The sequence below is a fragment of the Pseudomonas nabeulensis genome (genome assembly GCF_004682045.1).
Classification (GTDB): Bacteria; Pseudomonadota; Gammaproteobacteria; order Pseudomonadales; family Pseudomonadaceae; genus Aquipseudomonas; species Aquipseudomonas nabeulensis.
The window spans coordinates 1-23,453 of record NZ_QUZT01000086.1; the positions used below are offsets into that span (position 1 = coordinate 1).

Sequence of the window (23,453 nt, forward strand, 5' to 3'; positions counted from 1 at the left end):
TGCCAGTCGGCAGATCCATTGGCCGACCCACCGCCATCGCAGGCAAGACCGCACACACATTTGAATCTGCATCCATCTAAAGTTCGTGGCACCTGGTCATGGTTTGTAAAGGGCCAGCAAGGCGCATCCCTTTTAATTGCAGGACGTTTCCTAGACAATCCCTACCGCCTTGTGCCTGCCGGAATCCATGGCTAGTCTGCGGTCCGTCACTGCCTATTCAGTGATCGGGTTTAGTCGCTCGGATTCTTAATCAGGCGCATGGTTCTCCATGAGGTTTCATGGTGGCTGTGCGCAGGGCACCTTCGGGTGCGCCGGATTTTCCTGATTTGCCGGTCGACTAACCTGCGTACAGCCGCCACCCACCGTTTAGTCGCGACTGGGCCGGCTTCTAACTCAATCAGGAATCTCACCATGAATAAAGTCCTACCCGATCCACCCATCGACCCCGCAAAAGACCGCGCCGCCTTCAACCGCGCCATCGACCATTACCTGCCCACACAAGGCTTCCACTCGGTCAACGAAGACCTCAGCTTCGAAGACGCCCTGCTCTACACCGCCAGCTTGCTCGACAGCGCATCCGCTACCGCGCTCGATTGCGGTGAGCAATTGGCAAGCCCCGAACGGGCGAAGATCCTGGCGGTGTGGCACTTGCTGGAGATTGCCAAGACCACGGTGGATCGCTCCATCAACTGCCTGAAACACGGTTAAAAAATGTGGGAGGGGGCTTGCCCCCGATGGTGGTGTGTCAGTCGTTACATCTACAACTGACACACAGCCATCGGGGGCAAGCCCCCTCCCACATTTGATCTGCCGTGTCTGTCAGGCCCCATAACATTTGTTAACCGTTTCTTTGACGTTTTTTTCTCATATCCCGCTCTACATTCGCCGCGCTCGAACATGCAAATGATTCCTATTGGTCTAGAGTCAATCGACCCTTTATAAAAATCCGGAGCGCTCACCGCATGACCACCCGTCTTCCGTCCTTTGTCAAAAAAGCCCTGCTTGTCACCGCCCTGGTCGGCGCCGGGCAGGTGTATGCCGCCGATTCGGTGGGTATCGTGGTGTACAACGCCCAGCACGAAAGCCTCACCAAGGCGTGGGTCGAAGGGTTTACCCAGGAGACCGGCATCCCGGTGACGATCCGCAATGGCGATGACACCGAGATGGGCAACCAGCTGGTGCAGGAAGGCGCGGCCTCTCCCGCCGATGTGTTCCTCACCGAAAACTCGCCGGCGATGGTGCTGGTGGACAACGCGGGGTTGTTCGCACCGGTGGCGCCGACCACCCTGGAACAGGTGGACGCCGCTTACCGCCCGGCCCACGGCAAGTGGGTCGGCATCGCCGCGCGCTCCACGGTGTTTGTGTACAACCCCAGCGAACTGAAAGAAGCCGACCTGCCCAAGTCTCTGTTGGACCTGGCCTCGCCCAGCTGGAAAGGCCGTTGGGCCGCCTCCCCGGCCGGTGCCGACTTCCAGGCCATCGTCGCCGCCGTGCTAGAACTGAAAGGCGAAGCCGCCACCCTCGACTGGCTCAAGGCAATGAAGGCCAACGCCAGCCTCTATCGCGGCAACAGCGCGGTACTCAAGGCCGTCAATGCCGGTCAGGTGGACAGTGGCGTGATCTATCACTACTACAGCTTCGTCGACCAATCCAAGACCGGCGAAAACAGCAAGAACACCCAGTTGCACTACTTCAAGCACCAGGACCCAGGCGCGTTTGTGAGTATTTCCGGGGCCGGTGTGTTGGCTTCCAGCAAGCATCAGGAACAGGCCCAGGCCTTTGTGAAGTGGATCACCGGCAAAGACGGCCAGGCCATCCTCAAGGACGGCAACTCGTTCGAATACGCCGTGGGCCAGAACGCCCAGTCCAACCCCAAGCTGACCCCGCTGGCACAGCTGGACGCGCCGAAGGTCGATGCGTCCAAGCTCAACAGCAAGAAAGCGGTGGAGTTGATGACCCAGGCCGGACTGCTCTGATTGCTGCCTGAATCGTCCCTCCCCGGCATTGCACACGCAGCGCCATGCAAACGCCCTCACGGCGTGTTCAAAAGCCGTGGGGGCACGTGGGTCACCGGTTTATCGGTGCTGGTGTCGTTGCTGGCACTGCTGCCGATTGCCTTTGTGATCGGCGTGTCCTGGCAAATCGGCTGGGCGCAGATCGAAGCGTTGGTATGGCGACCCCGCGTCGGTGAACTGCTGGCGAATACCGTGCTGCTGGTGCTGCTCACGCTGCCGCTGTGCATCTTGTTGGGCGTTGCGCTGGCGTGGCTCACCGAGCGCACCGACCTGCCGGGCCGCCGCTTCTGGTCGTTGCTGGCGGTCGCGCCGTTGGCGGTGCCGGCGTTTGTGCACAGTTACGCCTGGGTCAGCCTGGTGCCGTCGATCCACGGTTTACCCGCCGGTGTGCTGGTGTCGGTGATTGCCTATTTCCCGTTTCTGTACTTGCCGGTGGCGGCGACCTTGCGTCGGCTTGATCCCGCGATTGAAGACGTGGCCGAGTCCCTGGGCCTCAAGCCCTGGGCGGTGTTTTTCCGGGTGGTGTTGCCCCAGCTGCGCCTGACGATCTGCGGCGGTGCGCTACTGGTGGGCCTGCACCTGCTGGCCGAATACGGCCTGTACGCGATGATCCGTTTTGATACCTTCACCACGGCGATTTTCGATCAGTTCAAATCCACCTTTAACGGCCCGGCGGCGAATATGCTGGCGGCGGTGTTGGCGTTGTGTTGCCTGGCCATGCTCACCGTCGAATCCGCCGCACGCGGCCATGCGCGTTATGCACGGGTCGGCTCGGGCAGCGCCCGCGAACAGCGCATCGTCGTGCTGGACACGGGCACCACCCTGCTCTCCCTCGGCTTGCAAGCGGCGACCTGCGCATTGGCCCTCGGCGTACCACTGGTGACCTTGGGCAAATGGCTGCTCGCCGGTGGCCGCGAGGTCTGGCAGTTCAGCGAACTGTTGCCGGCGCTGGAGCAAACCGTGCTGTTGGGGGTTGCCGGTGCGGTGCTGACCACCTGCGCGGCGGTGCCGATTGCCTGGCTGTCGATCCGTGCGCCGGGGCGTTTGCAGCGCATCCTGGAGGGCTGCAACTACATCACCAGTTCGTTGCCCGGCATCGTCGTGGCGCTGGCCTTGGTCACCGTGACCATCCACTTCGCCCGGCCAATCTACCAAACCACGATGACCGTGCTGCTCGCCTACCTGCTGATGTTCCTGCCGCGGGCGCTTGTCAGCCTGCGCGCCGGCATCGCCCAGGCCCCGGTGGAGCTGGAAAACATGGCCCGCAGCCTCGGCCGCTCCCCAGGCCGCGCGCTGTGGCTGATCACGATGCGCCTGGCCGCACCGTCGGCCGCTGCCGGTGCGGCGCTGGTGTTCCTGGCGATCACCAATGAATTGACCGCCACCTTGCTGCTGGCGCCCAACGGCACGCGCACCCTGGCCACCGGTTTCTGGGCGATGACCAGCGAGATCGACTACGCCGCCGCTGCGCCCTACGCGCTGATCATGATCCTGCTGTCTCTGCCGTTGACCGGCCTTCTCTATCACCAATCCAAACGCACGGCAGGCCGATGAACGCCCTCGAACTCAATGCACTCTGCAAATCCTTCGGCGCCCAGCGTGCCCTGACGGACGTCAGCCTGTCGGTGCCCACCGGCAGCCGCACGGTGATTGTCGGGCCGTCCGGCTCGGGCAAGACCACCTTGCTGCGGATGATTGCCGGCTTTGAATTCCCCGACACCGGCAGCCTCACGCTGAACGGGCAAACCCTGGTCGACAGCACCCACGCGGTGCCCGCCCATCAGCGCCAGATCGGTTATGTGCCGCAGGACGGCGCGCTGTTTCCGCACATGACCGTGGCCGACAATATCGGCTTCGGCCTGGCGGCCAAACACGCCTCACGCCACGCACGCATCGCCGAACTGATGGACAGCGTGGCCCTCGACGCCAGCATGGCGCGGCGCTGGCCCCACGAACTCTCCGGCGGCCAACAACAGCGTGTGGCCTTGGCGCGGGCGTTGGCGCAACAACCACGGCTGATGCTGCTGGATGAACCTTTTTCCGCACTGGACACCGGCCTGCGCTCGGCCATGCGCAAAATGGTTGCGCGCCTGCTCAGCGACGCGGGCATCACCACAATCCTGGTCACCCACGATCAAAGCGAAGCGTTGTCGTTTGCCGATCAACTGGCGGTGATGCGCCAGGGCCGCCTGGTGCAGTCGGGCCATCCGATGGACCTGTACCAATACCCGGTGGACGAGCAAACCGCGCTGTTCCTTGGCGAAGCGGTGGTGATGCCCGCCAGGATCGAGGACGGCTGGGCCCTTTGCGGCCTGGGGCGCGTGCCGGTCGATAGCGAGCTCGACCACGACAGCACACGGATCATGCTGCGCCCGGAGCAACTGCTGTTGAGTACCACCGACGATTCCGGCTGCCGTGGCGTGGTGACCGAGCGTGAATTCGGCGGCAATACCTGCACCCTCACCGTGGAACTGCAAGGCGATGGCCAGGCCATCCTGGTGCGCAGTTCCGGCCTGCAAGCGCCAGCGCTGGGCAGCGTGGTGCATCTGCGCACCGTGGGCCTGGCGCATATTTTGAAAAAACAGCCGGCCCTCAGTCCCAGCTAAGTTTCGCGGTTTACCTTCTCCCCTGCGCCAACCACTGCGCGGTCAAGGAGAGGTAAACCCGATGAATGCCACAGCAGCCCGTTGGCTGAACAAAGTACCCGAGGTGACGCTGTCCTTCTGGGTGATCAAGATCCTGTCCACTACCGTGGGCGAAACCGGCGCGGACTACCTCGCCGTGGACGCCGGTTTCGGTGCAGGCTGGACCAGCCTCGGCATGGCCGCGCTGCTGGCCATCGCCCTGTTCTGGCAGATGCGCACCAAGGCCTACACGCCTTGGATCTACTGGCTGACCGTGGTGCTGGTGAGCATCGTCGGCACACAGATCACCGACATCCTCACCGATAAACTCGACGTCAGCCTGTACGCCAGCACGGCGATTTTCTCGGTGCTGCTCGCCCTCAATTTCATGGTCTGGTACCGCACCGAGCGCAGCCTGTCGATCCGCGACATCGTTACACCACGCCGCGAGTGGTTCTACTGGACCACGGTGCTGTGCACCTTTGCCCTCGGCACCGCCGCTGGCGACCTGGCCACCGAAGCGCTGGGCCTGGGCTTTACCCTCGGCGCGGTGATCTTCGCAGTGCTGATCGCGGTCACGCTGTTGGCCTGGAGCCTGGGCGTCAACAGCGTGCTGACGTTCTGGATCGCCTACATCCTCACTCGCCCGCTCGGCGCTTCCCTTGGCGACCTGCTCACCCAAGCCAAGACCTACGGCGGCCTGGGCATGGGCGCCAACTGGACCAGCGCCCTCTTTCTCTGCGTGATTGTGCTGCTGGTGGGCGTCGCCCAGTTCAGCCTCGGCAATCGCAAAACCCTTACCCAATGATTATTCACACCCAGGAAACCCTCATGCGCCCACTACAAAACCTGATTCGCCGCGTCGCCATCGCCTCAGCCATTCTGATGCTCGGCATCGCCACCGGCTGTTCCAAACCGGCCGATAAACCCAAGGACGCCACCGGTGCGCCGACCAGTCAGCGCCAAGCGTCGAAACTGGGCGACCTGTCGGAGTTCCGCAACATCGCGGTGGATGTCTCGGCCCTCGTCGCCAAGAACGACCTGCCCGGCGCCAAGGCCCGCATCAAGGACCTGGAAACCAGCTGGGACGCCGCCGAAGCCGGCATCAAGCCGCGTGCCGCCAACGACTGGCATCTGCTGGACAAAGCCATCGACCGCGCACTCTCGGCGTTGCGCGACGGCAACCCGAACCCGGCAGACTGCAAGGCTTCTATGGACGACCTGCTCAAGACCTTCGACCTGATGAAAGGCTGACGCTGGTCGACACAGGTGCTTCAATACACACGCGGCGATCTTCTCGCCGCGTGTGCTTTTTCTGCGGAGAGCGCTATGCGGATACTGTTGGTCGAAGACGACCCGATGATTGGCGATGCGATCCAACGCGCCCTCAGCGATGCGAGCTACGCCGCCGATTGGGTCAAGAATGGCCTCACCGCCCTGGCGGCCCTCGACACCCATCCCTACGACCTGGTGCTGCTGGACCTGGGCCTGCCCGGCAAGGACGGCCTGGACGTGCTGGACACCATTCGTGCGCGCAACAACCCGGTGCCACTGCTGATCATCACCGCCCGCGACAGCCTCGACGATCGCCTGCGCGGCCTCGACGGTGGCGCCGATGACTATTTGCTCAAGCCGTTCGACCTCTCGGAGTTGCTCGCCCGTATTCGCGCGGTGCTGCGTCGCAAGGGTGGGAATGCCTTGTCGCTGCTGGGCAATGGCGTGGTGTCGCTGGACCTGCTGTCCAAGGAAGCCAGCACCGAGGAGCAATGCGGTGTGGCGCTGTCGAGCCGCGAGTTTGCGCTGTTGCAGGCGTTGTTGATCCGCCCGGGGGCGATCCTCTCGCGCAGCGAGTTGGAAGACCGTTTGTATGGCTGGGGCAATGAAGTCGAGAGCAATGCCATCGAGTTCCTGATTCACGCCTTGCGGCGCAAGTTGGGCAGTCACGTGATCAAGAACGTCAGGGGCATGGGATGGATGGTTTCAAAAAGCGTTTGAATGAGTCGGTGCAACTGCGGCTATCGGTGACGCTGTCCCTGGCGATTTTGTTGGTGGCACTGTTGGCCAGCGTGTTTGCGTTTGTCTCGGCCTTTGACGAAGCCCACGAACAGCAGGACGACACCTTGCGCCAGGTGGCGATGTTGTTTGATCGCCAGCAGATGTCGTTGCAGTACCCCAAGGGCCCGGCCATCGAGGGCGATGACGAAGAGTCGCGGGTGATCATCCAATACCTGGGCGACGGCCAGCACGCGACGGGCACCACCGATGAGGCGCTGCCCCTGCCCTTTCCGACGACGCTGGCTGACGGCTTGTCCACGGTGACGGTGGCCGGTGAAGCCTTTCGCGTGCTGGTACGCAGCACCGCACAGGGCGAGCGGATCGCCGTGGCCCAGGAGCAGGACGCCCGCGACAAGGACGCCCGCGAAAGTGCCTGGCGCAGCTTGTTGCCGTTCCTGATTCTGTTTCCGGTGCTGTTGCTGGTGGTGGGTGACCTGGTACGCAAGCTGTTTCGCCCGATTGGCGTGTTGGCGGCGCAGATCGACCAGCGTACAGAGCAGGCACTGCATCCGATCCCGGAACAACACCTGCCCACCGAAGTGCGCCCCTTTGTGGTCGCGATCAACCGCCTGTTGGCGCGGGTGGCCCTGTCCATGGACAGCCAGCGGCGCTTTGTCGCCGATGCCGCGCATGAGCTGCGCTCGCCAATGACGGCCTTGTCATTGCAGGCCGAGCGTCTGGCCGCCACGGAGATGTCCCCCGCCACCCGCGAACGGTTTGAGCCACTGTCCCGAGGGATCGAGCGCGGGCGGACACTGATCGATCAGTTGCTGAGCCTCGCGTCGGCGCAGTCGACCTTGGAGCGCGATCAAATGCAACTGTCGGTACATGAGGTGTATCGCCAAGTCCTGGAAGATTTACTGCCTCTGGCCGAACGCAAGCGGATCGATATTGGCGTGGAAGGCGCCCAGGACGCGCAGGTGATGTTCAACCCGATGGACCTGTTTACCCTGGTGAAAAACCTGGTGGACAACGCTATCCGCTACACGCCGGTGGGCGGGCGTATCGACCTGTCGGTTACGCGAGAGCCGGGCGCGGTGCAGCTGCACATCAAAGATTCCGGACCCGGCATAGCACCGGAGGAACAGGCACGGGTATTCGACCCGTTCTACCGCAGCCTGGGCACCAACGAGTCCGGTTCCGGATTGGGGCTGTCGATCGTCAAGGCGATCACGGCACGCACCGGCGCACGCGTGGAACTGGCGTTCAGCGACCCGGTGCAACAGCGCGGCCTGTGTGTCTCCGTCAGCATCCCCACCCCGACCTTGTAGTGAGCGGGCTTGTCCCGCGCTGGGCTGCGAAGCGGCCCTAATTCAGTCGACGCGTTCTGCCAGTCAGAACCGGATTGTCTGGTTTTGGGGCTGCTTCGCAGCCCAGCGCGGGACAAGCCCGCTCACTACACGTCGCACCACATCGACGCAAAAGACTTTAGATGGCGCATATTCAGTGCGTCATGACCCTCCTCCCAACCCAGTTTCCCCGTGATTTCACGCCCGCAACGGGTTGGCACGCTTCATGCCTCTGTACATTTATTCAAGCTACTTGAATAAAACTACTGACCTTTCAAGGGGAATAACCATGAGGCGATTCACGTTAAAAGCACTGTCCTTGTCGCTGGCTGCGTTGTGCAGTGTGTCGGTGGCCCATGCCGACGATTTACTGCAGCGGATCAAGCAGAAAAACGAGATCGTCGTGGCCACCGAAGCGCGCTTCGCCCCCTTCGAATCGGTGGAGAACGGCAAGATCGTCGGCTACGGCGCCGACCTGATGCACTACGTCCTCGACGCCGACCTGCCGGGGGTCAAGGTGCGTCAACTGGACCTGCCCTTCCAGGGCATCCTGCCGGGCCTGGACACCAAGAAGTTCGACTTCGTGGTCACCTCGGTCACGGTCAACAAGGCGCGCTTCGATCAGTTCGCCTTCACCGTGCCGATTGCCGAATCCACCGTGGCCCTGCTCAAGCGCGCTGACGATAGCAACGTGAAAACCCTGGCCGATCTGAATGGCCGGGTGATCGGCTCCCAAGCGGGTTCCGGCCAACTGGCGGTGTTGCAGGCGCTGGACGCCAAGCTCAAGGCCGAAGGCCAACCGGGCCTCAAGCGCATCAAGGAATACGTCGGTTTCGATGAAGCCTATGCCGACCTGGCCAATGGTCGCCTGGATGGCGTGGCGCAGTCGCTGTCCAACCTCGGCCCGCTGATGAAGGCGCGTCCAGGCGTGTTCAGCACCTTGCCCGAGATGGTCGGCCCGGTGACCTACTTCGGTTGGGTCGGCCGCAAAGACGCCGACAGCGCCAGCCTGGTCAAGCTGTTCAGCGACGGCATCGCCCGCGCCTCCAAGGACGGCACCCTCAAGACCCTGCAAGACAAATGGTTCGGCTTCACCATGCAATTGCCCACCGACGCCATGCCGGTGCCGAGCATCTGATGAACGATTTCAGCAGTCGTCTCGCCCTGTATTGGCCGGCCTTGCTCGAAGGCGCATGGACCACCCTGTGGCTGTGCAGCATCGGCATGCTGCTGGGCTTTGTGCTGGGGGTGTTGATTCACCTGTTGGCCAACGGCCGCAGCCGGGTGGGCGTGGCGTTTACCCGGGTCTACGTGAGCTTCTTTCGTGGCACGCCCATGCTGGCGCAACTGCTGCTGATCTTTTACCTGCCGTCGGCCCTGGGCCTGGATATTCCGCCGATGGTCGCGGCGGCGGCAGCGCTGGCGCTGAACACGGCGGCCTACCAGTCGCAGATCCTCAGCAGTGGCTTTGCGGCGATCCCCCGTGGGCAACTGGAAGCAGCGTCGATCTTTGCCCTGGGCAAGTACAACACCCTGGTGCATATCCAATTGCCCCAGGTGCTGCGCCTGACCCTGCCGGCGCTGATTTCCGAGCTGATCGATGTGATCAAGGTGTCGGCGGTGGTCTCGGTGATTTCCATCACCGACCTGATGCGCGTCAGCCAACAGTTGGTGTCGCAGACCTATCGCCCGCTTGAGGTGTACCTGGTGGCGGCGTTGTTCTACCTGGTGCTGACCAGCCTGTTGAGCGTGCTCGGCAGCCTGTTGGAACGCCGCTGGAAGGAGCGCACCTGATGCAGGAAGTCTTGAGTTATCTCCCGGATTTTGCCGATGCCCTGCTGGTGACCCTGGGCATCAGCCTGGCCGCCGCCGTGATCGGTTTGGCCACAGGCTTCGGCCTGAATGCCCTGCGCCTGCGGGTGCCGGGGTTTGCCCTGGTGTATCGCGTGTATGTGTGGCTGATCCGTGGCACGCCGTTTTTGGCGCAACTGGCGGTGATCTATTTCGGCCTGCCGGTGGTGGGCCTGCGCCTGGAGGCGGTGGAGGCCAGCGTTCTCGCACTGGCGCTGTACAGCGCGGCGTATTTCGCCGAGTTGTTCCGCTCGGCCTGGGCCAGCGTGCCCCACGGCCAGGTGGAAGCGGCGCGGGTGCACGGCCTGTCGCAACGCCAAGTGTTCTGGCATGTGCAGGCGCCCCAGGCGCTGGCCTTCGCCCTGCCGTTGTTGGGCAACCAGGTGATCCTGACCATCAAGGAAAGCGCCGTGACCTCGATCATCACCGTGCCGGAACTGACCATGACCGCCGGGCGCATCGTCTCCACCACCTTTTCCTATGTCATGCCCTACGCCCTGCTGGTGTTGAGCTACTGGCTGCTGACCACCACGGTCGCGGCGGTGGCCCGCAGCCTGGCGCGGCGCATGACCCGTCATCTACGAGGCTGACCGGATGAGCAACCTACCGCTTCTTGAACTGCGCGGCGTGGGCAAGTCCTACGGCGCCAACCGCGTGTTGCGCGGCTTTGACCTGCAAGTGCAGGCCGGTGAAATCGTCTCGCTGATCGGGCCGTCCGGCTCGGGCAAGACCACTGCGCTGCGCTGCATGAATTTTTTGGAACGCTACGACGAAGGCGAAGTGTGGATCGACGGCCAATTGCTCGGCTACAGCAGCCCTGGCCGGCACGTCAGCGATTGCGACAGCGAAGCCAAGGTCGATGAAGTGCGCAAACCACTGTCGATGGTGTTCCAGCAATTCAACCTGTGGCCGCACATGACCGTGCGCGACAACGTCATGGCGCCGCTGGTGCTGGGCAAGCGCATGGCCAAGGCCGAAGCACGCACCTTGGCCGATCACGCCCTGGCCCGCGTCGGCCTGGCGGCCAAGGCCGATGCATTTCCGGCACGGCTGTCGGGCGGCCAGCAACAACGGGTGGGCATTGCCCGCGCACTGGCGGTGAAGCCTCGGCTAATGCTGCTGGATGAGCCCACCTCGGCCCTCGACCCGGAGCTGGTGGAGGAAGTGCTGCAAGTGATCCGCAGCCTCGCCGACGATGGCATGACCATGGTCATGGTCACTCACGAGATGAGCTTCGCCGCACAGATTTCCGATGTGGTGGTGTTTATGGAGGCCGGGCAAATCATCGAGACCGGCGCGCCTCAAGGCTTGTTCAACGCGCCAAAGACCGAGCGCCTGCAACAGTTCCTCAAACCCTGGTTCAACCGTAGCCTTCAGGTGGCCCCATGACTGCGCTCGCTGTTTCATCAACGCGCCTGCAAGGCTTGCTGGACACCCTGGCCACCTTCGGCCCCGGTGCCCATGGCGGGATGAACCGCCAGGCCTTGTCCGAAGAAGATTTCGCGGCCCGCGCCTGGTTGATCGACCAAGCCCGCGCCTTGGGGTGCAGCGTATTTACCGACGGCTGCGCCAACCTGTTCTTGCGCCGTGAAGGCCGCGAAAACTTGCCACCGGTGATGACCGGCAGCCATATCGACACCCAACCCACCGGCGGCACGCTGGACGGTTGCTACGGCGTGATGGCCGGCCTTGAATGCCTGCACGCGCTGCACGAGGCCAACGTGCGCACCCGTCGCCCCATTGAAGTGGTGGTGTGGACCAATGAAGAAGGCAGCCGTTTCAGCCCAGGCGCCATGGGCTCCAGCGCTTACGTAGAGCCTGAACGGCTGGCGGCGTATCGCAATAACCTGGACAAGGACGGCGTGTCCGTCGGCCAGGCGCTGGACGCCCACACGCTGCGTTTTGCGGATATTCCGCAGCGCGGCAAGCTCGCCACCCACGCGTTTGTCGAGCTGCATATCGAACAAGGCCCGGTGCTGGAACAGGCGGATATTCCGCTGGGTGTGGTCTCGGGCATCCAGGGCGTGCGCTGGTATCAGGTGCGTTGCACAGGCGCTTCAGCCCACGCCGGCACCACGCCGCACGCGATGCGCAACGACGCCATGCTGCTGGCGATGAACACCGTGCGGCACATCGATGCACTGGCCGACACACTGGCCGGGGCCGACAAGCGCCTGACCTTCGGCCGCTGGAATGTGTTCCCCAATGCGATCAATACGATTGCCGGCGAAGTCACCTTCAGCATCGATTTCCGCCACGCCGACCCGGCCGTCCTCGCGGCGTTCGATGCCCAGTTGAGCGCCTGCCTGCCGGCCACGGCCGAGCTGACAAGCCTGTTCAGCCATGCGCCCACCGCGTTCGACCCCAAGGTCCTCAGCGTACTGGAGCAAGCCTGCGACGCCTCTGGCCTGGCGTGGCAAACCCTGCGTTCCGGCGCCTTCCACGACGCCATGTACCTCGCCGAACACTGCCCCACCGCCATGCTGTTCGTCCCCAGCCGCGACGGCATCAGCCACAACCCGCTGGAATTCACCGAACCCACGCAACTGCTGGCGGGCGCCCAGGCTCTGGCCTGGAGCCTGGTTGCACTTGCCGAACAACCCTGAACCCATAGGAATCTTTATGAGCCACGCGACCCACAGCCACGACTACCCAGCCTGCTGCCAACCCGACAACGGCAATTCCCTGGGCGTCAACGCCACCCTCAAGGAACCGATCTCGCTGGACGGCACACCCGTGCTCGGCGAAACCTACACCGTACCGGCCCGCTGCGGCCGCGCCGTGCGCCTCAAGGCCGGCGAAGTGATCAAGATCGTCAACACCCACGGCACCCAGGTGTGCGACACCTGGCTGTTCAACAGTGAAGACCTGAGCGAATTCCTCTCGATGGAACACGCCCGTGCCCACTGCAACAGCATCATCCCCAAGGCCGGTGACGACTTGTTCAGCAACCGCCGTCGCAGCATCGGCACCCTGCTTACCGACACTTCGCCCGGCATCCACGACACCCTGATGGCCGCCTGCGACCTGCATCGCTACACCAACCTGGGCGTGAAGGGTTACCACGACAGCTGCGCCGACAATATGCGCCTGGCCCTGGCTGCCATCGGCCTGCGTTCTCACGAAGTGCCGCAGCCGTTCAACCTGTGGATGAACATTCCGGTCAAGCCGGACTACAGCGTCGAGTGGCTGCCACCGGTGTCCAAGGCCGGTGACTACGTGGAGATCCGCGCCGAGATGGACGTGGTGGTGGTGATGTCGGCCTGCCCGCAGGACATCGTGCCAATCAACGACCTGAACCCGGTGGAAGTGACCTTCTCGGTCCACGCCTGACTAGACGACAGGCATCCGTGACCCTAGGATGCCTGTCGCATCACCTGATGCCCTTTGTCACCCGAGGCCTGCATGTCCAGACCCAGCAAACCCGCCGTTACCAAATCCCTGCACGCCGATGGCTTGCCCAGCCTGAGCATGCGCCTGCGCCATGCGCGCAAGGTCGCCGGGCTGACCCTCAAGCAAGTGGCCGTGGCCGCCGGTTGTTCCGAAAGCCTGATCTCCAAACTGGAAAACGACGCCGCCTCGCCGTCCCTGGCCATGCTGCACCGGCTGGCCATCGCGCTGGGCAGCAACGTGTCCGAATTGACCAGCGAAGAATGGGTATCGGAAGAACCGGTGCTGCGCGCCGGTGCCCGCCAGGTCAACCGCTTCGCCAATGGCGCGAAGAAGGGTTACATCGACCTGGAGCGCATCACCCACCTGCAAAAAGGCGGGCTGTTGCAGGGCGATATCCATATCGTCGCACCGGGCATGGTCAGTGACATGATCGAGCACGCCGGTGAAGAAATGGGCTACGTGATCGAAGGCAGCCTGGAGCTGACCTTGGGTGAAACCACCTACACCTTGAACGCCGGGGACTCGTTCCACTTTCCGAGCAATGTGCCCCACGGCTATCGCAATGGCGGCGACTGCGTGGCGCGGATTTTGTGGATCAATACGCCTGCTACCTTCTAACGAACGCGCACCTCAAACGTGCGTCGTTTCTACCCAGGTGACAGTTTCCAGGGCGTTGCGTCACCGTCGAAAAAAACAAATAGCCTTTAAAAACATAAACATAGGGTTTATGGCCTGAAGCTTGCTTTTGAAACAGCGCCGCGCCTTGCGGTACTCGTTTCCCCCATCCCCTTGCGATGGGCGACCCCGCCTCAACGATGCGGCCGGTGTCTCCAAGCGAAACGACTCACACATTCAGCCGACAGCGTCGTCGGTATGTGAAATCAGGCCCTCCTTCCTCCGCCTGCATTTCTTCCCAGACCTTTCCTCATCCATCGCAACGGCCTTCGTGCCGTGGTGGACGTGCGGGCCTGGGTTCCAGGAGTCTCCCGAATGGCTATGAATCGTCGTGCTTTCCTGCGTACGTCCGCTATTTCTGCTGCTGCATTGTCCACGTTGAGCTTGAAGAGTTTCTCGGCCTTCGCCGCCGACGACGCGATCAATATCGCCTCGCTCTACGACAACTCCGGTGGCCTGGACATCTATGGCAAGCCCATCGTCGACGCCCTCACCTTTGCGGTCGAAGAACTCAACGGCACCGGCGGCCTGCTCGGTCGCCCGCTCAACCTGATCAAGTACGACACCCAGTCGAACATGCAGCTCTACGCGCAATATGCCCAGCAGGCAGCGCTCAAGGACCGCGCAGCCGTGGTGCATGCCGGTATCACCTCGGCCTCCCGCGAAGTGGTGCGCCCGGTGCTGGACCGCTACAAGACCCTGTACTTCTACAACAACCAATACGAAGGCGGCGTGTGTGACCGCAACGTCTTCGCCACGGGTGTGACCCCTGGCCAGACCGTGGAAAAACTGGTGTCCCATGTCACGAAAAAGTGGGGCAAGAAGGTCTACATCGTCGCGGCTGACTACAACTACGGGCAGATCGTCACCGCCTGGGTGAAGAAGTACGTGGAGCAGGCCGGTGGCGAAAGCGTGGGCATCGAGTTCTTCCCGCTGGACGTGACCAACTTCGGCGCGACCATTTCGAAGATCCAGGAAGCCAAGCCGGACTTTGTCTGGTCGGCGCTGGTGGGCGGCGCGCACATGTCGTTCTACCGCCAATGGAAAGCCGCCGGCATGACCGGCAAGTTGCCAATCGCCTCCACCACGTTTGCCGGTGGCAACGAACATATCGTGCTGTCGCCGGAAGAATGCAACGGCATCCTGATCTGCCAGAACTATGTGCAGGAACTGGCGACGCCGCTGAACCAGGCGTTTGTCGAGCGCTTCCACAAACGCTTTGGCGCGGATTATCCGTACATCACCGAACTGGCGATGGGCGCCTACCAGGGCATGATGCTGTGGGCCGAAGGCGTGCGCCAGGCCGGCACGGTGGAGCGCATGGCGGTGACCCAGGCGCTGGAGAAAGGCATCAGCCTGGACCTGCCCAGCGGCAAGGTCAGCGTCGACCCGGCCACCCACCACTGCGTACTCGACGTGCACATCGCCGAGGTGCGCGACCGCCGCCTGGAAGTGGTCGAAAGCTTTGCCCAGCAAGCGCCGTCCGACACCGCCGCCGTGTGCGATCTGGTGAAGAACCCGCGTGACGCCAAACAATACAGCATCGCGCTGTAAGGAGGCCGTCATGGATTGGGCTGCCATTTTTTCCCTGCAAATCGTGGGCGCCATCGCCACGCTGGTGCTGTTGAGCATCGGCCTGGCGGTGGTGTTCGGGATGATGAAGATCATCAACCTGGCCCACGGTGAATTCATGATGCTCGGCGGTTACGTCGCCGTGCTCGCCACCCATCACCTGCATGTGCCGATCTGGATTTCGATCCTGGTGTTGGCGCCGTTGAGCGTGGGCGTGTTCGGCATGCTGGTGGAGCGCCTGCTGGTGCGGCACCTGTATGGCCGCATGATCGACACCATGCTCGCTACCTGGGGCCTGAGCCTGGCGCTCACGGGCGCGGCGACCATGCTGTTCGGCAATACCACCGTGGGCATCAGCTCGCCGTTGCCGGGCATCAGCATCGGTGCGTACCAAACCAGCGGCTACGGCCTGTTTGTCATTGGCGTGGCGCTGGCGGTGTTGCTGGGCATGTGGGCGCTGTTGCGCTTTACCCACTTTGGCCTGTGTGCCCGCGCCACCATGCAAAACGCCAAGATGGCGGCGGCGCTGGGGGCTAATCCGGGGCGCATCTACAGCCTCACATTTGGCCTGGGCGCGGCACTCGCCGGGCTCGGCGGTGCGGTGTTGGCACCGTTGACCGGGGTGATTCCGACCCTCGGCGCCAGCTACATCGCCAAGGCGTTTATCACCGTGATCGGCGGCGGCAGTGCCGTGATCACCGGCACCCTGACCGCCGCAAGCGGCTTTGGGGTGATCAGCCAGGTGGTGACGTTCTTCAGTACGCCGGTGTTCGGTGAAGTGGCGTTGTTGCTGGCGGCCATTGTGCTGATTCGGGTACTGCCCCAGGGCATTACCGGTCGATTCTTCAAGAGGGCGTTCTGATGCCGATTGATACCCGTACCCTGCTACCCGTACTCGGTTGTGCCGTGGCCGCCGTGCTGGTGGCGGTCCTGCCGCAGTGGCTGGACCTGTTTACCCTGCTGTCCCTGACCATCTACCTGGTGATGGCGCTGTTGGCGTTGAGCCTGGCGTTTATCTGGGGGTTTGGCGGCATCCTGTGCTTTGGCCAGGCCGCGTTTTTCGGCCTGGGAGCGTACGCCTATGCCATCGGCGTGTTGAATATCGGCGACAGCACCTGGCCGGTGCTGCTGGCGATCGCCGTACCCGCACTGGTCGCCGCCGCCATGGGCTATTTCATGTTCTACGGCGGCATCAGTGATGTGTACCTGGGGGTGATTACCCTGGCGGTCACGTTGCTTCTGTTCAACGTGATGAACTCGACCTCAGGCGCCGAGTACCACATCGGCAGTGCCTTGCTCGGGGGGTTCAATGGCATCCCGGCAATTCCCACGTTGAATGTGCCGTTCAACCCGGACCGCGTGCTGGAACCGGAAACCCTGTTCCAGGTGATCGGTGGCGCGTTGATCCTCTGCTACCTGGGCTTGCGCGGATTGCTCGCCAGTCGCTTCGGCAAGGTGGTGGTGGCGATTCGCGAGAACGAACAACGCGCGGGTTTGCTGGGCTATGACACGCGCCTGCACAAGCTGATCGTGTTCAGCCTGGGCGGCGGCATTGCCGGGCTGGCGGGTTGCCTGTTCGCCAACTGGGGCGCGTTTGTCAGCCCGGGCGTGTTCGGCCTGGCGCAGTCGGCGCAGATCATTATCTGGGTGATTGTCGGCGGGCGCGGCACCTTGTTCGGGCCGATCCTGGCGTGCATCGGCATCCAGGCGCTGATGGCGCGTTTGGGTGAGCAACAGCAGGTGGACAGCGGTTTTGTACTGGGCCTGATCCTGCTGGCCTTCGTCATGTTGCTGCCGCGTGGTTTGCTGCCCACCTTAAGCAGTGGGGTCTCGCGTGTTTTTCAACGTCGCCCACAACCGCTGCCCACACAGGAGCGCGCACTATGAGCCTGTTGCAAACTCAAGGTTTGGGCGTCAGCTTCGGCGGCGTGCATGCGGTCAAAGCCGTGGATTTCACCCTGCAAAGTGGTGAACTGCGCTGCCTGATCGGCCCCAATGGCGCCGGCAAAAGTACCTTTTTCAAGATGCTCAGCGGTCAGCTCAAGCCGACCCGTGGCGTGTGCCACTTTAAGGGCCAGCGCATTTCCGGGCTGGCGCCGCATAAGGTTGCCCAGCTCGGCATTGGCATCAAGACCCAGGCCCCCAGCGTGTTCGACGGCCTGGATGTGCTGGAAAACCTGCGCCTGGCGGCCAGCCGCCGGCAATCCCCCGCTGAGGCCCGCGCCACTGCCGAAGAAACCCTGGAGCGTATTGGCCTGGTTGAGTTGCGCACACGCCTGGTCGGTGATCTGGCCCATGGCCAACGCCAGTGGGTGGAGCTGGGCATGATCCTCGCCTCGCGCCCGGAGCTGGTGTTGCTGGACGAACCCGCCGCCGGCATGACCTATCAGGAAGTGCGCAAGACCGCCGCGCTGATCAAGGAAATCAACGCCCACAGCACCGTGGTGGTGGTGGAACACGATATGGAATTTATCCGCTTGATCGCGGGCACCGTCACCGTGTTCAACCAAGGCGCGATCCTGGCCCAAGGCAGTTTTGCCGAGGTCACCCAAGACCCCGCCGTGCGCGAAGCCTACCTGGGCAAGCAGGAGATCAAACATGCTTGAAGTCATTGGTTTATCCGCCGGTTACGGGCGTATTCCCGTGCTGCGCGACATTCGCCTGAGCTGCGCCGCCAACACCTGCGTCGGCGTGCTGGGCCGCAATGGCATGGGCAAGACCACGCTGTTGCGCGCCTTGATGGGCGAAATCCCCGCCATGGCCGGCAGCCTGCAGTTTGCCGGTGAAGACTTGAGCAAGGCTGCCGCCCACCAGCGTGCCCGCGCCGGCATCGGTTATGTGCCGCAGGGTCGGCAGATTTTCCCGTTCCTGAGCGTGCGGGAAAACCTGCGCATGGGCTGCGTGAAGGACTTCGCCAAGGCCGACGCCACCATCGAGCGCATCCTCGCCTACTTCCCGCGCCTGCAACGCCTGCTCGACCAACCCGGTGGCGCGCTGTCCGGCGGTGAGCAACAGCTGCTGGCGCTGGCCCGCTGCCTGTGTGGCGAGCCGAACATCATCCTGCTGGACGAGCCCACCGAAGGCATCCAGCCGTCGATCTGCGATGAAATCATCGAAACCCTGCAACGCCTGCGGGTGGAACAAAGCCTGGCGGTGATCCTGGTGGAGCAAGACATTGAATTCTTGAGTGCCTTGTCCGACCGCATCCTGATCATCGAGAACGGCCAACTGGTGGACGAGGTCGACCCGGCCCACACCAGCGCCGAAGCCATCGCTGAGCGCTTCATGGGCTTTCATGCATAAGGAACCTGCTATGTCGATTCAACGCCCTACCCTGGCTGACCTCACCGAGGTCGGCCATAGCCTTGGCCTGCACGTGGCCGAGCCATTGCTGCATGAATACGCCAACATCCTCGACGCCGTGTGGCAGGACTACGACCGCCTCGACGCCCTCGCCACCCCGCCCGCGCCGCCGCGTTACCCACGTGGGCCCGGCCAGGTGCCAACGGACAACCGCTACAACGCCTGGTACGTGCGCACCGATATCCAGGGCGCCGCCACCGGCAAGCTGGCCGGCAAGCGCGTGGCGCTCAAGGACAATATCTGCCTGGCCGGCGTGCCGATGATGAACGGTGCCTCGACCCTGCACGGCTACGTGCCGGACATCGACGCCACCGTGGCCACCCGCGTGCTGGACGCTGCCGGGCAGATCCTCGGCAAGGCCCATTGCGAGTTTTTCTGCGTGTCGGGCAGCAGCCATACCAACGCCACCGGTGCGGTGCATAACCCGCGTAATCCGGGGCATTCCACCGGCGGTTCTTCGTCAGGTTGCGCGGCGTTGATCGCCGCTGGCGAGGTGGACTTGGGCATCGGCACCGACCAGGGCGGCTCGGTGCGCATCCCGGCGGCCTACTCGGGTATCTATGGCATGAAGCCGACCCACGGGTTGATCCCCTATACCGGCATCATGCCGATTGAAATGACCCTGGATCACGCCGGCATCATGAGTGCCAACCTGGCCGACAACGCCTTGCTGCTGGAGGTGTTGGCCGGTGCCGACGGGCTGGACCCGCGCCAGGATCGCGTGGTGCCGACCGAGGCGTATACCCAGGCGCTGGGCAAAGGTTGCACGGGCTTGCGCATCGGCGTGGTGCGCGAAGGGTTCGGCCACGCCAATTCCGAGGCGGATGTGGACGCAGCGGTGCGGCGCGCGGCGGCCCTGTTCGAAGGATTGGGCGCACGGGTGGGCGAAATTTCGATCCCGCTGCACGCCTTGGGCCACGCAATCTGGACGCCGATTGCGGTGGAAGGCACCACCCAATTGCTGCGCGGCTACAATTACGGCTCGAACTGGAAGGGCCTGTACGTGGAGAGTTTGATGCGCGCCCAGCAGGACTGGCAAAGCAAGGCCGGGCAATTTCCCCATGACCTGAAAACCTGCCTGCTGGCCGGTGAATACGCGTACCAGCGCTTTGGCGGCCAGTACTACGCCAAGGCGCAGAACGCCGCCCGGCAACTGCGCGCGGCCTATGATCAACACTGGCAGGACTTCGACGTGCTGCTGATGCCCACCGTACCGCTAAAGGCGCCCAAGCTGCCCAGTGCGGAAGCTTCGGCCAGCGAGTGGGTGCAACGGGCCCTGGAAATGAATGCGAACACCGCGCCATTCGATGTCACCGGCCACCCGGCGCTGTCGATTCCGTGCGGGCTTGCCAGTGGCCTGCCGGTAGGCATGATGCTGGTGGCGCGGGACTACGCCGAAGCCACGCTGTACCAGGTCGCGCACGCGTTTGAACAGCATATCGATTGGGAAAGCCTGACGTCATGAGCACCCCCGACTACAAAGTCGGCCTGCTGTTTTCCGAGTGCAGCCTCACCGCTGCCTCGGAGACCACCCAGGCCAATGCCACCCACTTGGCCATCGCCGAGGTCAACGACGCCGGCGGCATTGATGGCCGGCCGCTGGTGCCGGTAGACGGCCACCCCGGCGCCGAGCCTGCGGATTATCGCGACAGTGCGGTGCGCCTGTGTGATGAACACCAGGTGCAGGTGCTGTTCGGCACCCATATGTCCAGCACCCGCAAGACCGTGCTGCCGGTGGTGGAGAGCCGACGGCGGTTGCTGTTCTACCCGACGCTGTACGAAGGGTTTGAATACTCGCCATGGTGCTACTACACCGGCTCCGCGCCCAACCAGAACTCGGTGCAACTGGCGCGCTATGTGCTGGAGCATTTCGGCAATCGTGTGTTGTTTGTCGGCGGTTCCTATGTGTATCCGTTCGAATCCAACCGCATCATGCGCGAGCTGTTCGAACAGGCCGGCGGCGAAGTGGTGGACGAGATCTACCTGCCCTTCCACGCCACCGCCGAAGACTTCGAACGGGTGATGCAACAAGCGCGGGCCACCGCGCCGGATGCGATCTACTCGACCATCGTCGGCAGTGATATTCCGGCGTTGCACCGCGCCTATCGCCAGGCCGGTTTCGACCCGGCGCGCATGCCCATCGTCAGCCTCGCCACCAACGAGGTCGATGTATTGCGCATGAGCGCTGAAGAGGCCGAGGGGCATGTGTCGGCGGCGCCGTGGTTCTCCACCCTGCAAACCCCGGCCAGCCAGGCCTTCGTGGCGCGTTATCGGGCACGCTTTGGGGAGGAGGCACCGTTGACGGCGGGCGCCGAGGCGGCGTATTTCCAGGTGCACCTGTTTGCCGAAGCGGCGCGGCGTGCAGAGGGTTCGTCCATCGAAGCGCTGCGCCAGGCCTTGGCCGGTGCGCAGTTCGATGCGCCCCAAGGCCGCGTCACGATTGACGCCGACACCCAGCACACCTGGCTGTGGCCACGCATTGCCCGCCTCGACCACCAGCGCCGTTTCGAGCTGGTGGTGCACAGCGAGCAACCCATCAAGCCCAGCCCCTATATGGTCGACTACCAACTGGATGGGCAGCCATGAGCGGGAGCAGCGCACCTTCATTGCTGCGTGAACTCAAGGGCCTGCGCGTGCTGGTGATCCACCCGGTGGATGCCGAAGCCCGCGTGGTGCTGGACCAGTTGCAGCGCATCGGCTGCATCGTCGAGCAATGCTGGCCGGTGCCGGCACAGTTGCCGGAACACACCGACGTCGTGCTGCTGGCCGTGGAACTCAGCCAGCGCCAGAACACCCAGGCGCTGGTGGAAGGCCTCAGCGAACAGGCGCCGCCGATCATCGCCGTGGTGGGCTATGAAAACCCCTCGATGCTGCAACTGGTGCTGGAAACCCAGCCCGCCGCCGTGATCGAGCGCCCACTGCGGCCTTTCGGCTTGTTGACCCAGTTGCTGATGGCCCGCGCCGCCTGGCGGGCGCGCATCGACATGCTGGCGCAACTGCGCAAATTGCAGACGCGACAACCGGCAGTTTCCAAGATTTCCATGGCCAAGGCCTTGCTCATGGCGCGCCATCGCATCGGCGAAAACGACGCCCACCGGCGCCTGCAACGCGATGCCATGGCCAGCCGCACCAGCATGGAGGCGGTCGCGCAAACCATCATCGACGCCGGCCTGCCGCCACTCACAGAATAAGTAGAGGTTTCGTATGCAAGCATTCAATTTCAGCACCACTGCCCACCTGATCTGCGCCAGCGGCGCTGCCGCCCAACTGGCCGAACACTGCGCTGCGCGTGGCGCACGCAATGTGCTGCTGGTGACCGACGCCGGTATCCTGCGGCACAACCTGCTGGATTCGGTGTTGCTCGGCTTTGCCGCCGCCGATATCAACCTGCAGGTGTACAGCGAAGTCCTCGCCGACCCGGCCGAAGAGCTGGTGCTGGCGGCTACCGCACAAGCCCGTGAGATGGACGCCGACCTGATCGTCGGCTTCGGCGGCGGCAGCTCCATGGACACCGCCAAGCTGGTGGCCTATCTCGCCCACCCCGGTCAGCGCCAGGGCTTGAGCGACATCTACGGCGTCAATCAGGCCAGCGGTGCACGCCTGCCGCTGATCCAGGTGCCGACCACGGCGGGTACTGGCTCGGAAGTCACGCCGATCTCCATCGTCACCACCGCCACCGGCAAGTCGGGTGTGGTGTCGCAGCAGTTGCTGCCGGACCTGGCGATTCTCGACGCCCAACTGACCGTGGGCCTGCCCGGCCCGGTCACCGCCGCCACCGGCATCGACGCGATGGTGCACGCCATCGAGGCCTACACCAGCAAGCTGCGCAAAAACCCGATCTCCGACCTGCTGGCCCGTGAAGCCTTGCGCCTGCTCAGTGCCAACCTTGAGCGCGCGGTGCGCGAGCCGCAAAACCTCGAAGCGCGCCAGGCCATGTTGCTGGGCGCATGCCTCGCCGGCCAGGCCTTCGCCAACGCGCCGGTGGCAGCGGTGCACGCACTGGCGTATCCGCTGGGGATTAGCTTCCACTTGCCCCATGGGCTGTCCAACGCGCTGGTGCTCAACCCAGTGCTGGCGTTCAACCTGTCCCACGCCGGTTCCCTCTACGCAGAACTCGCGCCTTGCGTGTTGGGCGAGCGCCTGGACGCGGGCGATCGCGCGGCACAATTCATCGCCGAAATGCAGCGCATCCACGCCGCCGTGGGCCTGCCACTGCGTTTGAGAGACGCGGGCGTGACCCTGGAAAGCTTGCCGGAACTGGCCCGCAATGCGATGCAGCAACAGCGGCTGCTGGTGAACAACCCGCGGGAGGTGAGTGAGGCGGATGCGTTGGCGATCTATACCGCTGCGTATTAAAAACCCGGAATAACACGGTCCAAATGTGGGAGGGGCGGTGCGACGACTCGACTTGCTCCCGATGGCGGAGTGTCAGCTACAGGTGTGCTGGCTGACACTCCGCCATCAGGGGCAAGCCCTAATGCCAGTCAGTTAAGAGATGACAGGAGCAACATCGCCTCTGTAGTGAGCGGGCTTGCCCCGCGCTTGGGGGGCGAAGCCGCCCTAAACCCTGGTGCCGCGGTGCTTCAGACAGACCGCGGCGGATGGATTTGGGGCGG

The 23,453-nt window shown here is 63.5% G+C and carries 24 protein-coding genes; all 24 read left to right on the forward strand.

The annotated features are described in order from the left end of the window. Nucleotides 1-411: 411 nt before the first annotated feature. Complete coding sequence (locus DYL61_RS28280) at nucleotides 412-708, forward strand: DUF6124 family protein (protein WP_135311099.1); 297 nt, start codon at nucleotides 412-414, stop codon at nucleotides 706-708. Between the two features lie 254 nt (nucleotides 709-962). Further along, on the forward strand, nucleotides 963-1,976 hold the full coding sequence (locus DYL61_RS28285; protein ID WP_135311100.1) for an iron ABC transporter substrate-binding protein: 1,014 nt from the start codon (nucleotides 963-965) through the stop codon (nucleotides 1,974-1,976). Nucleotides 1,977-2,003: 27 nt separating this feature from the next. Beyond that, nucleotides 2,004-3,569, forward strand: coding sequence for an ABC transporter permease (locus DYL61_RS28290; RefSeq protein WP_193559466.1), 1,566 nt, complete (start codon nucleotides 2,004-2,006; stop codon nucleotides 3,567-3,569). Then, nucleotides 3,566-4,621, forward strand: a complete 1,056-nt coding sequence (locus DYL61_RS28295) for an ABC transporter ATP-binding protein (protein WP_135311101.1) — start codon at nucleotides 3,566-3,568, stop codon at nucleotides 4,619-4,621. The genes DYL61_RS28290 and DYL61_RS28295 overlap by 4 nt, the downstream gene beginning before the upstream one ends. A 61-nt stretch (nucleotides 4,622-4,682) precedes the next feature. Next, nucleotides 4,683-5,447, forward strand: coding sequence for a COG4705 family protein (locus DYL61_RS28300; RefSeq protein ID WP_135311102.1), 765 nt, complete (start codon nucleotides 4,683-4,685; stop codon nucleotides 5,445-5,447). A 23-nt stretch (nucleotides 5,448-5,470) separates the two neighbouring features. Further along, a complete protein-coding gene (locus DYL61_RS28305) occupies nucleotides 5,471-5,893 on the forward strand; it encodes a hypothetical protein (RefSeq protein ID WP_135311103.1) in 423 nt (140 codons plus the stop codon). Between the two features lie 75 nt (nucleotides 5,894-5,968). Next, nucleotides 5,969-6,634, forward strand: coding sequence for a response regulator transcription factor (locus DYL61_RS28310; protein WP_135311104.1), 666 nt, complete (start codon nucleotides 5,969-5,971; stop codon nucleotides 6,632-6,634). Next, nucleotides 6,610-7,965 (forward strand): ATP-binding protein, encoded by a 1,356-nt coding sequence (locus DYL61_RS28315; RefSeq protein ID WP_135311105.1) that lies wholly within the window; start codon nucleotides 6,610-6,612, stop codon nucleotides 7,963-7,965. Before DYL61_RS28310 ends, DYL61_RS28315 begins: the two co-directional genes overlap by 25 nt. A 307-nt stretch (nucleotides 7,966-8,272) precedes the next feature. Continuing rightward, nucleotides 8,273-9,121: a transporter substrate-binding domain-containing protein gene (locus DYL61_RS28320; RefSeq protein WP_135311106.1), complete on the forward strand. Its 849-nt coding sequence runs from the start codon at nucleotides 8,273-8,275 to the stop codon at nucleotides 9,119-9,121. Beyond that, on the forward strand, nucleotides 9,121-9,777 hold the full coding sequence (locus tag DYL61_RS28325; protein ID WP_135311107.1) for an amino acid ABC transporter permease: 657 nt from the start codon (nucleotides 9,121-9,123) through the stop codon (nucleotides 9,775-9,777). The genes DYL61_RS28320 and DYL61_RS28325 overlap by 1 nt, the downstream gene beginning before the upstream one ends. Continuing rightward, entirely contained in the window at nucleotides 9,777-10,424 is a 648-nt protein-coding gene (locus tag DYL61_RS28330) for an amino acid ABC transporter permease (protein ID WP_135311108.1), read from the forward strand. The genes DYL61_RS28325 and DYL61_RS28330 overlap by 1 nt, the downstream gene beginning before the upstream one ends. Before the next feature lie 4 nt (nucleotides 10,425-10,428). Further along, nucleotides 10,429-11,223 (forward strand): amino acid ABC transporter ATP-binding protein, encoded by a 795-nt coding sequence (locus DYL61_RS28335; RefSeq protein ID WP_135311109.1) that lies wholly within the window; start codon nucleotides 10,429-10,431, stop codon nucleotides 11,221-11,223. Continuing rightward, nucleotides 11,220-12,440, forward strand: coding sequence for a M20 family metallo-hydrolase (locus DYL61_RS28340; RefSeq protein ID WP_135311110.1), 1,221 nt, complete (start codon nucleotides 11,220-11,222; stop codon nucleotides 12,438-12,440). Before DYL61_RS28335 ends, DYL61_RS28340 begins: the two co-directional genes overlap by 4 nt. 16 nt (nucleotides 12,441-12,456) lie before the next feature. Further along, nucleotides 12,457-13,167, forward strand: coding sequence for a DUF1989 domain-containing protein (locus tag DYL61_RS28345; RefSeq protein WP_135311111.1), 711 nt, complete (start codon nucleotides 12,457-12,459; stop codon nucleotides 13,165-13,167). Nucleotides 13,168-13,239: 72 nt separating this feature from the next. Further along, nucleotides 13,240-13,845 carry a cupin domain-containing protein gene (locus tag DYL61_RS28350; RefSeq protein ID WP_135311112.1) on the forward strand — a complete coding sequence of 202 codons (606 nt, stop codon included), beginning with the start codon at nucleotides 13,240-13,242 and terminating at the stop codon, nucleotides 13,843-13,845. Between the two features lie 372 nt (nucleotides 13,846-14,217). Continuing rightward, a complete protein-coding gene (locus DYL61_RS28355; RefSeq protein WP_135311113.1) occupies nucleotides 14,218-15,456 on the forward strand; it encodes an urea ABC transporter substrate-binding protein in 1,239 nt (412 codons plus the stop codon). Nucleotides 15,457-15,466: 10 nt separating this feature from the next. Continuing rightward, nucleotides 15,467-16,336 (forward strand): ABC transporter permease subunit, encoded by an 870-nt coding sequence (locus DYL61_RS28360; protein WP_135311114.1) that lies wholly within the window; start codon nucleotides 15,467-15,469, stop codon nucleotides 16,334-16,336. Further along, on the forward strand, nucleotides 16,336-17,361 hold the full coding sequence (locus DYL61_RS28365; RefSeq protein WP_135311115.1) for an ABC transporter permease subunit: 1,026 nt from the start codon (nucleotides 16,336-16,338) through the stop codon (nucleotides 17,359-17,361). Before DYL61_RS28360 ends, DYL61_RS28365 begins: the two co-directional genes overlap by 1 nt. Continuing rightward, entirely contained in the window at nucleotides 17,358-18,080 is a 723-nt protein-coding gene (locus tag DYL61_RS28370; protein ID WP_135311116.1) for an ATP-binding cassette domain-containing protein, read from the forward strand. The genes DYL61_RS28365 and DYL61_RS28370 overlap by 4 nt, the downstream gene beginning before the upstream one ends. After that, nucleotides 18,073-18,777 (forward strand): ABC transporter ATP-binding protein, encoded by a 705-nt coding sequence (locus DYL61_RS28375; RefSeq protein WP_135311117.1) that lies wholly within the window; start codon nucleotides 18,073-18,075, stop codon nucleotides 18,775-18,777. The genes DYL61_RS28370 and DYL61_RS28375 overlap by 8 nt, the downstream gene beginning before the upstream one ends. Nucleotides 18,778-18,787: 10 nt before the next feature. Continuing rightward, complete coding sequence (locus DYL61_RS28380; RefSeq protein WP_135311118.1) at nucleotides 18,788-20,302, forward strand: amidase; 1,515 nt, start codon at nucleotides 18,788-18,790, stop codon at nucleotides 20,300-20,302. Next, nucleotides 20,299-21,423, forward strand: a complete 1,125-nt coding sequence (locus DYL61_RS28385; RefSeq protein WP_135311119.1) for a transporter substrate-binding domain-containing protein — start codon at nucleotides 20,299-20,301, stop codon at nucleotides 21,421-21,423. Before DYL61_RS28380 ends, DYL61_RS28385 begins: the two co-directional genes overlap by 4 nt. Continuing rightward, nucleotides 21,420-22,028, forward strand: coding sequence for an ANTAR domain-containing response regulator (locus DYL61_RS28390; protein ID WP_135311120.1), 609 nt, complete (start codon nucleotides 21,420-21,422; stop codon nucleotides 22,026-22,028). The genes DYL61_RS28385 and DYL61_RS28390 overlap by 4 nt, the downstream gene beginning before the upstream one ends. A gap of 13 nt (nucleotides 22,029-22,041) precedes the next feature. Then, nucleotides 22,042-23,193 carry an iron-containing alcohol dehydrogenase gene (locus DYL61_RS28395; protein WP_135311121.1) on the forward strand — a complete coding sequence of 384 codons (1,152 nt, stop codon included), beginning with the start codon at nucleotides 22,042-22,044 and terminating at the stop codon, nucleotides 23,191-23,193. Nucleotides 23,194-23,453: the final 260 nt, after the last annotated feature.

What these genes read in the sequence shown, in the direction of transcription:
- DYL61_RS28300 (WP_135311102.1), top strand. Translation starts at nt 4,683, where the DNA reads ATGAATGCCACAGCAGCCCGTTGGCTGAACAAAGTACCCGAGGTGACG.
- DYL61_RS28380 (WP_135311118.1), top strand. Translation starts at nt 18,788, where the DNA reads ATGTCGATTCAACGCCCTACCCTGGCTGACCTCACCGAGGTCGGCCAT.
- DYL61_RS28320 (WP_135311106.1), top strand. Translation starts at nt 8,273, where the DNA reads ATGAGGCGATTCACGTTAAAAGCACTGTCCTTGTCGCTGGCTGCGTTG.
- DYL61_RS28390 (WP_135311120.1), top strand. Translation starts at nt 21,420, where the DNA reads ATGAGCGGGAGCAGCGCACCTTCATTGCTGCGTGAACTCAAGGGCCTG.
- DYL61_RS28310 (WP_135311104.1), top strand. Translation starts at nt 5,969, where the DNA reads ATGCGGATACTGTTGGTCGAAGACGACCCGATGATTGGCGATGCGATC.
- DYL61_RS28350 (WP_135311112.1), top strand. Translation starts at nt 13,240, where the DNA reads ATGTCCAGACCCAGCAAACCCGCCGTTACCAAATCCCTGCACGCCGAT.
- DYL61_RS28305 (WP_135311103.1), top strand. Translation starts at nt 5,471, where the DNA reads ATGCGCCCACTACAAAACCTGATTCGCCGCGTCGCCATCGCCTCAGCC.
- DYL61_RS28330 (WP_135311108.1), top strand. Translation starts at nt 9,777, where the DNA reads ATGCAGGAAGTCTTGAGTTATCTCCCGGATTTTGCCGATGCCCTGCTG.
- DYL61_RS28375 (WP_135311117.1), top strand. Translation starts at nt 18,073, where the DNA reads ATGCTTGAAGTCATTGGTTTATCCGCCGGTTACGGGCGTATTCCCGTG.
- DYL61_RS28355 (WP_135311113.1), top strand. Translation starts at nt 14,218, where the DNA reads ATGGCTATGAATCGTCGTGCTTTCCTGCGTACGTCCGCTATTTCTGCT.
- DYL61_RS28345 (WP_135311111.1), top strand. Translation starts at nt 12,457, where the DNA reads ATGAGCCACGCGACCCACAGCCACGACTACCCAGCCTGCTGCCAACCC.
- DYL61_RS28280 (WP_135311099.1), top strand. Translation starts at nt 412, where the DNA reads ATGAATAAAGTCCTACCCGATCCACCCATCGACCCCGCAAAAGACCGC.
- DYL61_RS28370 (WP_135311116.1), top strand. Translation starts at nt 17,358, where the DNA reads ATGAGCCTGTTGCAAACTCAAGGTTTGGGCGTCAGCTTCGGCGGCGTG.
- DYL61_RS28315 (WP_135311105.1), top strand. Translation starts at nt 6,610, where the DNA reads ATGGATGGTTTCAAAAAGCGTTTGAATGAGTCGGTGCAACTGCGGCTA.
- DYL61_RS28335 (WP_135311109.1), top strand. Translation starts at nt 10,429, where the DNA reads ATGAGCAACCTACCGCTTCTTGAACTGCGCGGCGTGGGCAAGTCCTAC.
- DYL61_RS28295 (WP_135311101.1), top strand. Translation starts at nt 3,566, where the DNA reads ATGAACGCCCTCGAACTCAATGCACTCTGCAAATCCTTCGGCGCCCAG.
- DYL61_RS28395 (WP_135311121.1), top strand. Translation starts at nt 22,042, where the DNA reads ATGCAAGCATTCAATTTCAGCACCACTGCCCACCTGATCTGCGCCAGC.
- DYL61_RS28325 (WP_135311107.1), top strand. Translation starts at nt 9,121, where the DNA reads ATGAACGATTTCAGCAGTCGTCTCGCCCTGTATTGGCCGGCCTTGCTC.
- DYL61_RS28385 (WP_135311119.1), top strand. Translation starts at nt 20,299, where the DNA reads ATGAGCACCCCCGACTACAAAGTCGGCCTGCTGTTTTCCGAGTGCAGC.
- DYL61_RS28365 (WP_135311115.1), top strand. Translation starts at nt 16,336, where the DNA reads ATGCCGATTGATACCCGTACCCTGCTACCCGTACTCGGTTGTGCCGTG.
- DYL61_RS28340 (WP_135311110.1), top strand. Translation starts at nt 11,220, where the DNA reads ATGACTGCGCTCGCTGTTTCATCAACGCGCCTGCAAGGCTTGCTGGAC.
- DYL61_RS28360 (WP_135311114.1), top strand. Translation starts at nt 15,467, where the DNA reads ATGGATTGGGCTGCCATTTTTTCCCTGCAAATCGTGGGCGCCATCGCC.
- DYL61_RS28285 (WP_135311100.1), top strand. Translation starts at nt 963, where the DNA reads ATGACCACCCGTCTTCCGTCCTTTGTCAAAAAAGCCCTGCTTGTCACC.